The sequence below is a fragment of the Mycobacteriales bacterium genome (assembly GCA_035533475.1).
Lineage (GTDB): Bacteria > Actinomycetota > Actinomycetes > DATLTS01 > DATLTS01 > DATLTS01.
This window is the reverse complement of record DATLTS010000051.1, coordinates 14186-25390: the sequence shown is the minus strand read 5'-3', so window position 1 is coordinate 25390 and position 11205 is coordinate 14186. Positions and strand designations below refer to the sequence as shown.

Below are 11205 nucleotides of genomic sequence, written 5' to 3'. Positions count from 1 at the left end.
GCTCACGGCTCGCAGACGTTGGAGAAGCCGTCGTGCACCGTGTGGGCGTGCCAGTCGTCGAGGAAGCGGCGAACCTCTGCGGTGGTGACGATGGCGGCCCGGGTGGCCGACTCGTGGTGGACCAGCCGCGCACCGTTGGCCTGCACGATCCGGTACCCGCAGAGCCCGATCTTCAGGCAGAAGTCGATGTCGTTGAAGTTCATCGGGTACGCCGGGTTGTATCCGCCGACCCGCGTGAACAGGTCCCGGCGGACCAGCTGGCAGGCGCCGGTGACCGCCAGGTAGTTGAGGTTCACCACCAGGTTGCTGTAGTAGCCGGTGCCGTCCGGCTGCGCGTACGCGCGGTGGTGCGGCAGGCCGTCCACGTGGATGACACCGGCGTGCTGCACGGTCCCGTCGTCGTAGAGCAACTTCGCCCCGACCGCGCCGACCGCCGGATCGGCGGCCAACTCCACCATCACGTTCAGCCAATCCGGGTCGAGAGGTTCGACGTCATCGTTGAGAAAAAGAAGCAGTTCGGACCGGGCGTGCGTCGCCCCGATATCGATCACCCGGGCGTAGTTGAACGGACCCTGCGGATAGACGAAGCGGATCCGCTCGCCGGCGATCGCGAGCAGCCGCTCGGCGAGCCGCGGCGGCGCCTTCTCGTCGATCAGGCAGACGATCTCGATGTTGGGGTAGTCGGTGCGGTTGATCAGCCCGTCGACGCAGCGCGACACCAGCTCGACCGGCGCGCCGCCATTGGCCCGGGTCGCGCCAGCGGTGGGCAGCACGACGGAGACCCGGGGCGGGTCGGGCAGCCGGCGGCGGGGACGGTAGTGGCCGGGGTTCGGGGTGTCCTCGATCCAGCCGTCGATCCCCCGCCGGCGCAGCGCGTCGGCTAGGGCGCGGCGGCCGGCCTCGTTCGCGTAGGGCTTGGCGATCGGGGAGGACGCGACGCTTCCCGCCCCGACCCGCCAGTGGTAGCGCACCCGCGCCACGTGCTCGATGCGGGCGGCGCGTTCGGTGACCCGCAACGCGAGATCCCAGTCCTGGGAGCCCTCGTACTCGGCGCGGAACCCGCCGACCGCCTCGACCAGCGAGCGGCGGTAGACGACGAGGTGCCCGATGTACATGGCGCAGTCGAGGTATTCCGGCGACCAGGCCGGCTTGCGGAACGCGGAGCCGTGCGTCCCGTCCGGGTAGAGCTTGTCCTCGTCGGTGTAGACGACGTCGGCGTCGAAGTTGTAGGTCACATGGTGGATGTCGGAGAGGGCCTCCGGGTGCAGCGCGTCGTCGTGGTCGAGCAGGGCGACGTACTCGCCGACGGCCATGGCGAGGGCGTCGTTGGTGGCCTCGGCGGTCCCGCCCCGCCGGTCGCGGGACACGAGCCGGATCCGCGGGTCCCGGGCCGCCAGCGCGGCAAGGGTCGCGACCGTGTCCGGCCGGGCGGAGTGGTCGTCGACGAGGCACAGCTCCCAGTCCGGGAAGGTCTGCGCCAGCACCGACTCGACGGTGGCGGTGAGCACGTCGGGCGGGGTTTCGTAGACCGGGGTGAGCACCGAGAACTCGGGTCGGCTCACCGCCCGACGCTCCGCTGGCGGATCCGCTCCACCACCTGCCGGTAGCGGGTCGCGGTCAGCCACAACCGGGAGCCGTAGATCTCCGCGAGGGTGGTCTCGAGCGCGGCGGTGCGCGCGGACTCCTCCCGGGCCGAGCGTTCCGCCGCCTCCAGGGCCGCCCGATGCCGGGCCAGCTCCTTCTCGCTGCGGATCAGCTCGTCGCGGGCCGCGAGCAACTCGAGGTAGGCCTGCTCCGCGGTGGCCCGCAGCTCGGCGAGCTCGCCGTCCCGGCCGATGCGCAGCGTCGCGTTCTCCGCGGCGAGCGGCGACAGCCGCTCGATCAGCGCCGGCAACCCCGCCCCGTCGAGCGCCTCGGTGGGGTAGGCGAGCGCCACGTACTGGTAGTCGATCGCGGTGGGGTCGTGATCGACGAAGCCGGTAACGGCGTCCGGCAGGTGCACCTGCGGCGCCGGCTTCACCTCCGCGTCGCGGACGCCGAGCAGCACCGGCTCGACGTGCACCGTGGTGAAGCCGCCGGCGGCGAGCATCTCGAGCAACGTCTCGCGGGTGTAGAAGCGCACGTGGGTGCGGTCCAGCAGGCCGGTGTCGGTGTAGTCGAACTTGCCGGTGAGCAGGGCCAACCGGACGCTGCCGTGCGCGATGTTCGGCACCGAGACCACCAGGTGGCCGCCGGGGTTGAGCGCGTGCCGCAGCGCGTCCAGCAGCTGCTCGGGGGCCCGCAGGTGTTCCAGGATGTCGCCGCAGACGACCACGTCGAAGCGGCGGTCCCCCAGCCGCTCCTTGAGGTCGATCGTCTCCAGGTCGGCCTCGATGACCTCCTCGCAGTGCTCCCGGGCCAGCGCCGCCAGCTCGGGGTCGTACTCGATGCCGACCACCTGGCAGCCGCGGCGGACCAGCTCCCGGGCGAGGAACCCGCTCGCGCAGCCGACGTCGAGCACCCGGGCGCCGGACCAGATCAGCCGCAGCATCGTGCCGTGCGAGGACCGCGGGTCGATCTCCCCGGTGACGTGGTAACGCGCGGCGTCACCGTCGGAGGCGCTGGACGAGGTCACGGACCTGCTCTTCGCGGGTAGGTTCGCCGTCGACCGGCCCGGCCGCAGCGCCCGGTAGTCTACCCGGCAACCGTCCCGCGGCGGGGCGGCCGCGCCAGGTCGTCCGACGGGGAGTCTCTGTGGCCGAGGCCCGCCGGCACCGGCTCGGGTCGTCGGATGTCGGTCCGATGGTGGGCATCGTCGCGGCCGTCGTACTGGCGAGCGCCGTCTACCTGCTCGGGCTCGCGCACGCCGACCCGCGCTGGGCCCGCAGCGGGCTCGCGTCCGGCACCACCCAGCTGCTGCCGGGGTCGCCCTCGGCCGATCCGAACGACGGTTTCACCGCGCAGGCGCTCGGGCACCGGGCGGCCCTGGACTGGCTCGGCGGCACGCTGCCCTGGTGGAACCCCTACGAGGGGCTAGGGGCGCCGCTCGCCGCCGAGCTGCAGTCCGGGGCCCTGTTCCCCCCGGCGGCGCTGCTCGCGGCCCCGTGGGGGCAGCTGCCGTTCCACCTGCTGCTCCAGATCGGGTCGGGGCTCGCCGCCTACGCGCTGCTGCGCCGGCTGCGGCTGGGCCGGGCCGCGGCGCTGCTCGGCGGGATGGCGTTCGGGCTCAACGGCGTGCTGGGCTTCTTCGACCACGCGCCGGGGAACCCGGTGCCGTTCCTGCCGCTCGCGGTGCTGGCCGTGCAGCGCCTCGCCGACCGGCACGCCGAGCGCCGGCCCGGCGGCGCCGGGCTGCTCGCGCTGGCGCTGGCCGGGTCGGTTTACGCCGGGTTCCCGGAGACCGCCTACCTGGACGCGCTCGTCGTCGTGGTGTGGGCCGGCTGGTGCGTGGCGGTGGCCGAGCCGGGCCGGCGGCTGCGGCTGGCCGGTCGGCTCTCCGGGGCGGCCGCCGCCGGGGTGGCGCTGTCCGCGCCGGTGCTCGTGCCGTTCCTGGAGTACCTGAGCCGCGCCGACGTCGGCGCGCACACCGGCGCGTTCTCCGACATCGCGCTGGGCGGGGCGCAGGGCCCGCCGACCCTGCTGCCGTTCGTCTACGGGCCGATCCAGGCGTTTCAGGGTCCCCGGCTGACGGTGACCGCGTGGGCCGGCGGCGGATGGCTCACCACCTCGGTCGTGGTCCTCGCGCTGGTCGGGCTGGTCGGGCGGCGCCGGCGGGGGCTGCGGGTCGCCCTGGCCGTGCTGTCGCTCGCGTTGATCGGCCGGACGTTCGGCGTGCCCGGGGTCTGGCCCCTGGTCGACGCCGTGCCCGGCCTGCGCTACATCGCGGTGTACCGCTACGGCAGCGCGGCCTGGGTCTTCGTCGCCGCGGTGCTCGCCGCCTTCGCGCTCGACGACCTGGTGACCCGCGCGGTCTCCCGGCGGTGGCTGGTCGGCGCGGCGGGCGGGACGCTGCTCCTGGTCGGACTGCTCGGCCTCGAAGCCGGCCACGTGACCAGCGGCGTCGCTCCCGCCGATCACGCCGGCGCGTACACCGCCGGGGCGCTGATCTGGGGGTTGGTGGCGGCGGGCGCGGTCGGCCTGGTCCTGCTCGCCCTCCCGGTCCGGGCGGGGGCCGCCGCCGCGGTGGCGATCGTCACGGTCGACGCGGCGGCGATGGTGCTGTTCCCGCAGCTGTCCGCCCCGCGGGGCGGCCGGCTCGACCTGGGGCCGGTCGCCTACCTGGCGCGGCACCTGGGCGTGGGGCGGGTGTTCACTCTCGGCAACGTGCTCCAGCCGGACTACGGCAGCTACTTCGGGATCGCCCAGCTCGACGTCAACGACCTGCCGGTGCCGGCCGCGTTCGCCCGCTTCGTCACCCACCGGCTGGACCCGGGCGCGAATCCGATCGTGTTCGTCGGCGCCGACGCCGGCCGCCGGGCGGGCGCCCCCGGGCCGGTGACCGAGTTCCTCACCCACCTGCCCGGCTACCAGGCGGCGGCGGTCGGCTACGTGCTGGTCGGGGCCGGGATCGGGCTGCCGGCGCGGGTCGGGACCGCATCGCTGCACCTGGTCTACCGGGATCCGCAGGCGGACATCTACCGGCTCACCCCCACCGACCCGTACCTGTCCGCCGCCGGATGCACGGTCACCGCGACCGCCCGGACCGCCGCTGCCGTCGACTGCGCCCGCCCGTCGGTTCTGCTGCGCCGCGAGCTGTGGATGCCGGGCTGGTCGGCCAGCGTGGACGGGCGGGTCGAGCCGGTGCGCGCCGCCGGCGTGTTCCAGGACGTGGCCGTGCCCGCGGGGCGGTCTCGGGTGGCGTTCACCTACGGCCCGCCCGGGCAGCAGTGGGCGCTCGGGGCGTTCGTCGCCGGCCTGGCGGCCCTGGCCGGCGGGGGCATCGCCCGCCGGCGGGTGGCCCGGACCGCCAGCTACCGCCGGCTGCCGCTAGCTGCCGTTGGGGAACCACCCGGCGACGTCGACCGCGATGTTGACCTTTGAGCCGTCGCTGTAGAAGTTCACCGTCCCGTTGCTAGCCAGCCGGACGAGCACGAAGTTGGCGATCGCCGCACCGCCGTTGTAGTTGATCGTCGACACGGTGGGTGCCGTGCTCTGGTCACCGGGGAACACCCGGAGGTTCCCGACGCCGGTGGACGGCCCGATGGAGGTCACCTGGAGCAGCACCGACTCGGCGTTGGCGGGCACGTTGCCCTTGCCGGCGACCGTGACCGGGACCACCGTGTTCGCGGCGATCGGGCTCGGCCGCGAGTCGAAGATCCGCACCGGGGTCTGGGTGACCACCTTCGCCGCCGATCCGCTGAAGTACCCGACCACGTCCACGTCGAGCGCGATCGTGGCGTTGTCGCTGTAGAAGTCGATCTTCCCGTTGGACGGGACCTGCATGATCACGAAGGCTGCGGTGGTCTGGCCGACGATGTAGTTGATGTTGGAGGTGGTCGGGATCTTCGGGGTGGCGGTGCCCTGGTCCGGGAAGACCCGCAGGTTCCCGACGGCGTTGGGCGCCACCGCGGTGACGGTCATCGCCACCGCCGTGGCCCCGGTCGCCGGGACCCCGCCCTGGCCGGCCACCGCGAAGGCGTCGACATGGCCGGCGGCCAGCGGCCCGGTCGGCTTCGGGGATCCGATGCCGTTGCGGGTGTCCACGATGCGGGCCGGCGCCTGCGCCGTGTACCCGGAGGTGCTGGTGTAGTAGCCCACCACGTCGATGAGCACGTCGACGCTGGCGCCGTCGGAGTAGATGTCGATCTTTCCGTTGGACGGAAGCTGCACCGTGTCGAAGTTCGCGACCGCCTTGTGGGCTACGTAGTTCAGGGCGGAGGCGTTCGGCGTGCTGGCCCCGTTCGGGTAGACCCTCAGGTTTCCGATCCCGGAGGGGTTGACCGCGGTGATGTTGAGCGCGACCGCGGTGACCCCGCTCGAAGGCACGCCGGTGGTCCCGGCGACGGTGACGGCCTCAGGCGTGCCGGCCGGCACCGGATGCGGGATGCCCTGGTTGTTCGTGGTGCTGCGGGTGTCGAGGATCCGGTTCGGCGGGAGCGCCTCGTAGCCCTGCGGGGCCTGGTAGGTGAACTGGTCGGCCTTGGTGGCTGTGCTGGCGCCGCCCGGATTGGTCACGATGATGTTGACCGTGTCCGGCGGGCTGACCGTGCCGGACGGGTCCTGCGGCGCCACCGCGTCGATCTCGGTGTCGCTCTTCACCTTGTAGCTCGTGGCGTTCTGGCACAGCGGAGAGGCCTGCTGGTTGCAGAACGTCACGCCGCCAGCGCCGGTGGTCCCGGTGAACCCGGTCCCGATGATCGCCACCGGGGTGCCACCGGAGTTCGGTCCGTAGTTCGGCGTGACGCTGGTCACCGTCGCCGCCCCGGGTGCGAGGTAGGCGAACTGGTCCTGGGTGACCGCCGTGCTGGTGCCGCCGGCGGCGGTAACCTCGATGTCGTAGACGCCGACGCTCGTCTCCGCCGGGGAGGCGATCGTCAGCGAGGTCGGCGAGGTCGTGGTCTCGTGCGTGCCGGCAGTGCAGACCGCGCTGGCCGGGGGCGAGGGCTGGCTGCAGAACTTGACGGCGGACACCCCGTCGAACTGGCTGCCGCTGACCGTGACCACCGTCCCGCCGACGAGCGGGCCGCTGTTCGGGGACACCCCGGACACGATCGGCAGGCCGGCGAAGGCGACCTTGTCGGCGCTGCTCGCCGGGCTGGTCGCGCCGGTGCCGTCCTCCACCTGCACGTCGTAGCTGCCGGGGGGAAGCGCCGACAAGGTCGAGACCCGGATCTGATTGCCGTTGCTGCTCGGCGTTCCGCCCATCGGCACCCCGTCGATGACCACGACGCTGCTGGAATCGAAGCCGGTGCCGTCGACCGTCAGGCTGCTGCCACCGCTGGCCGGAACCGCGCTCGGCGTCACGCTGCTCACCGCGAGCGGGGTGGCCCCGTAGGTGAACTTGCTCGCCGAGGAGGTGCCGCTGGTGCCGCTGGACGTGGCGACCGTCACGTCCGGGGTTCCGGAACCCGGCGTCGGGTCGACGGCGATGACCTCGCAGTCGCTGACGAAGGTGAACTTCGCCGAGGTGCTGCCGAAGTTCACGGCGGTGGCCCCGGTGAAGCCCGTTCCGATGACGGCCACGTTCTCGCTGGCGTTGGGTGGGCCCCCGGTCGGGTTCAGCCCGACGACCGACGGCGCGCTGCCGCTGGCGGCCGGCGTGCAGGTCGGCTGGTAGGCGAACTTGTCGGTGTCGTCGGAGGTGGCCGGGCTGATCCCGCCGCCCTGATCGGCGAACTCTCCGGTGGTCGCCACCGGGGGCACCTGCACCCGGACGTCGACCAGGCTGTTGCTGTTGGCGACCGCCGGCACGGGGTTGACGGTCAGCGTGCCGTCAGGGTTGGCGGTCACAGTCTTCGCCTGCGAGGTGCCGAAGTAGACGTTCGGGGTACCGCCTACGGTGAGGTCGGTGCCGGTGATCGTGACCGTGTCCCCGGCCGCGCCGGAGGCCGGGGCGCTGCTGGTGGAGGCGTTTTTCGTGGTGGTGTCGTTGACCCCGGTGACGGTGACCTGCCCGGCGAGGTAGGCGAATTGGTCGGCGGTGGATGTGGAGGAGCTGGAACCTGAGGGGGGTGAGCCGTCCCAGACCACGATGTCCACGATCTGCTGCGTCCCGTTCGGGGACTTTGGCGCGTTCACGACCAGCGTGGTGTCGGAGACGATCTCCGGGACGAGGTAGGAGCAGTCGGGCTTCTGCAGGCTCGAAGCCATCTGCTGCTGCTGGCAGTCGAACGAGCTGGCCCCGGGAATGCTGCTCGGCCCGTCGAAGTCCACCTCGGTGGCGCCGGTGAACCCGGTGCCGGTCACGGTGATCTGGGTGCCGCCGGCGATCGGGCCGGAATCCGGCGTCACCGCGGTCACCGTGGGCGCGGACGCCGCGGTCGCCGGGGTCGACAGCGCGGCCAGCGGGGCGGCGACGATAGTGGTCGTCGCCGCGAGAGCCGCCAGCCGCCGCCAGACCAGTGCGTGTCGCCCCATGGTGTCGTCCTCCCGCTCGCCGATGACCGGTTTCACTCTATCCGTGGACATTCTTCCGCACCGGTAGCCGTGTTCCTGCCGCCGCCGGGACAGAGTCTTCTTTCCCGGCTCCGGCGGGAGCGCTCCGCACCGGACTCTCCCCCCCGGCCGCCCTTTGCACCCAGGCCGCTCACGAATGCTGAGGCGACCCAGGGTTGACTACATTTGCCCGGTGACGCCATCGCGCGACGCCAACGCTGCCCCATCGCCGACGGTCACGATCGTGATGACCCAGCGGGAGCGGTTCAGCCCGACGCAAGCCTCGTTGGACAGCGTCTACGAGAACACCGTCATGCCGTTCGAGTTCATCTACGTCGACGGCGGATCACCGCTTCCGATCCGCAACTTCTTGGCGGAGCGGTCGGCCGTCTACGGTTTTCGGCACCTGCGCCGCGAGCATTTCCTCACCCAGAACGAGGCCCGCAATCTGGCGCTCGGCATGGTGAGAAGCAGCCATGTGTGCTTTCTTGACAACGATGTGATCGCGTTTCCCGGCTGGCTCGAACGGCTCGTCGCCTGCGCCGAGGAGACCGGCGCCGATGTGGTTGGTCCGCTCTACGGGATCCACACCCGGCGGGAGGGCCACCGGGTGCACACGACGAGCGGCCTGTTCCGCAGCACCGGAAGAGCCGGGCGCCGAAGCTACATGTACCGCCTGCAGAACGAGGGACGGCCGCTGGAAGATCCGGACCTGCCCCGCGACCGCTACCGGTGCGAGCACGTCGAGTTCCACTGCATGCTCGTGTCGAGTGCCTTGGTGCGCTCGATCGGCGGCCTGGACGAGGGGTTCCGGAGCTCGCTCGACCACGTCGACCTGTGCCTTTCGGCCGCCCGCGCGGGGGCCGAGATCTGGTCGGAGCCCTCGGCCGTGGTCAGCTACCTTCAGCCGCCGCCGGTGACCCGGACCGATCTCCCGTTCTTCATGTGGCGCTGGAGCGAAGCGTGGAACGTGGCGGATGGGCGGCACTTCGCCGCGAAGTGGGGGTTCCGCTCCCGGTACGACCATCGCATCTGGGTCCGGTACCACCGGTCGCTGTCGTATGAATGGCTCCCCCGCGCGGTGATCAGGCTGGTGGGCGAGCGCCTCGCGATCGCCCTCCTCGCCGTCACACTGTTTCCGGTGGAGAGCTTGGGCAACCGCGTGCTTTTCCGGCTGCTGACCAGGCGACAGCGGGCCCGGGCTGAGTCCGGGGCAGCATTGGGCCCCTCCGGGGCGTGAGCGGATCAACAGGGAGGACGACTCCCTTCTTCGTCGTCGGGGCGCCGAGGTCCGGGACCACGCTGACCCGGCTGATGCTCGACAGTCATCCGCGCCTGGCGATCCCCCCGGAATCGCACTTCATCGTCCGGCTCGCCTACCGACGGCTCCGGCTGATGCATCGACCGGAACTGGCGTTGGAGCGCATCCTCGCGCATACCCGGTTCCGCGCCTGGGATCTCGATCCCGACGATGCTCGAGCGTTTGTGACTCGAGCCCGAGCCGCCAGCTATCCCGACGTGGTCCGGGCCGTATTCGACGCGTACGCCTCGGCGTACGGGAAGCCGCGATGGGGCGACAAGACGCCTGGCTACGTCCACTTCTTGCCTGAGCTGGCCCAGCTCTTTCCCGATGCGCAGTTCATCCACGTCGTTCGCGACGGGCGCGAGGTCGCCGTATCGGTCTCGGAACGCGACTGGTGGCCGGGAAGCCCAGTGTCGGCAGCGTTCTGGTGGCGACGCTACGTCCGGGTCGGCCGGGAGGCCGGGACCCGGCTCGGACCCGACCGATACCTCGAGCTTCGCCTCGAACGGCTGATCGCCGACCCGCAGGCCGAGCTTGGCAGCGTATGCGCCTTCCTCGGCGAGTCCTACGACCCGGCGATGCTCGCGTACCCCACCCGCTCCAGAGGCCGCATGGGGCTGAGCAGCGCTGAGCCCCTGCCCCCGCACCTGTCGCACATCGCAGAGCCCCCGACCGCACGGCTCCGTTCCTGGAGCGACGGGCTCCCGTCCTCGGTGGCTGCCCAGGTCGAGGCCGCCTGCTGGCCGATGTTGCAACAGCTCGGCTACGACACTCGGCGCCCCGCCGTAGCGCTCCGGCTGGCGGCCCGGAGCCGCTGGCTCGCGGACCTGCCGCCGCGGGTGCGACTCTTCCTGAGCGACCAGCGGCACCCCCAGCGAGCAGATACCTGACACCTGGGCGGGCCAAACCTCGGCGTCCCTCGCCGTCGAGCCGAAATGCGAAATGGCGCTCCAGACCGAGGGCGATCTAGGTCCCGGGAAGTCGAGCCCCAGGACCGGCTCCCGGCGCGTCTCAACCCTGCCATCGAGACGGTCGTCGTCATCGGTCACGGGCGCGACTACGCGGGCCGAGACCCCTTCCCCAACGGGCGAGTCGCGAATGCGACGCACCGCGGCGAAGCGAGCCCGGCGTCGATGTCGCCGAACCCAGGGTTGCTTCGATCCCATCTAGCGTTCGCGTTAGCGTGAAGTGGCTGTCCACATGGGTCCGGCAGGCCCCTGCGAGTCGGGGCCACCGGGTTCGCCAACCGTTCAGAACCGAGAGTTTCTGTGCGAGTTCCCCCATGTCTCCCGGTCGGAACAGCCACCGGGAGAACTCACCCGAGAGCACCTCTGGGATTCCACCAGTTCGGGAACCCAGCGCGGGAACACCACATGACATCGCCTCGATGAGCACCCGGCCGAATGGTTCTTCGTTGACACTTGGGAGCACGAGGACGTCGACTGCCTGGAGCAGCGGTACGACGTCGAGATGGCGCCCCAGAAACCTGGCGCTCGGCGCCCCGCGCCGAAGCTCGCCGACATAACGGTCTGCCGCTTCCGGGGTCGGATGCCACGTAGGGCCGCCGATGATCACTAGGTGTATCCGCATGTGTGGGAGAAGGTTGACGGCGCCGATGAGAACTTCGAGGCCCTTCTCGCGGTCGAGCCGTCCGCAGTAGGCGACCACCAGATCGTCGGCCCTAACGTCGACCAGGCCGAGCCGACCGCGGCGCCGTTCTAGCGTGTCCGATCCATCGGGCGGCAGGTAGTGCGCTGGATCGACACCGTTGTAGACGACGTCGATTCGGTCCGCCACGAGACCAGCCTCCCCCCAGACCCGCTTGACGT

The 11205-nt window shown here is 71.6% G+C and carries 7 protein-coding genes; 4 read left to right on the top strand and 3 right to left on the bottom strand.

Translation table 11 applies throughout. From position 1 onward, the window contains the following. Positions 1 to 2 precede the first annotated feature (2 nt). Positions 3 to 1562 carry a glycosyltransferase gene (locus VNG13_12820; protein HVA61400.1) on the bottom strand — a complete coding sequence of 520 codons (1560 nt, stop codon included), beginning with the start codon at positions 1560 to 1562 and terminating at the stop codon, positions 3 to 5. Then, positions 1559 to 2614 (bottom strand): class I SAM-dependent methyltransferase, encoded by a 1056-nt coding sequence (locus tag VNG13_12815; protein HVA61399.1) that lies wholly within the window; start codon positions 2612 to 2614, stop codon positions 1559 to 1561. Before VNG13_12815 ends, VNG13_12820 begins: the two co-directional genes overlap by 4 nt. 119 nt (positions 2615 to 2733) lie before the next feature. On the opposite strand from VNG13_12815, the gene VNG13_12810 reads away from it, so the two are divergent. Then, positions 2734 to 5019 carry a hypothetical protein gene (locus VNG13_12810; protein ID HVA61398.1) on the top strand — a complete coding sequence of 762 codons (2286 nt, stop codon included), beginning with the start codon at positions 2734 to 2736 and terminating at the stop codon, positions 5017 to 5019. Here the strand turns inward: VNG13_12810 and VNG13_12805 are convergent. Next, positions 4966 to 8091 (bottom strand): IPT/TIG domain-containing protein, encoded by a 3126-nt coding sequence (locus VNG13_12805; protein ID HVA61397.1) that lies wholly within the window; start codon positions 8089 to 8091, stop codon positions 4966 to 4968. The two genes, VNG13_12810 and VNG13_12805, sit on opposite strands and share 54 nt — an antisense overlap. 175 nt (positions 8092 to 8266) lie before the next feature. On the opposite strand from VNG13_12805, the gene VNG13_12800 reads away from it, so the two are divergent. The 3 genes from VNG13_12800 (at position 8267) to VNG13_12790 (ending at position 11098) form a co-directional block, all read left to right on the top strand. Continuing rightward, a complete protein-coding gene (locus tag VNG13_12800; GenBank protein ID HVA61396.1) occupies positions 8267 to 9313 on the top strand; it encodes a glycosyltransferase in 1047 nt (348 codons plus the stop codon). Then, a complete protein-coding gene (locus tag VNG13_12795; protein ID HVA61395.1) occupies positions 9310 to 10266 on the top strand; it encodes a sulfotransferase in 957 nt (318 codons plus the stop codon). The genes VNG13_12800 and VNG13_12795 overlap by 4 nt, the downstream gene beginning before the upstream one ends. A gap of 688 nt (positions 10267 to 10954) precedes the next feature. Continuing rightward, positions 10955 to 11098, top strand: coding sequence for a hypothetical protein (locus VNG13_12790; protein HVA61394.1), 144 nt, complete (start codon positions 10955 to 10957; stop codon positions 11096 to 11098). Positions 11099 to 11205: the final 107 nt, after the last annotated feature.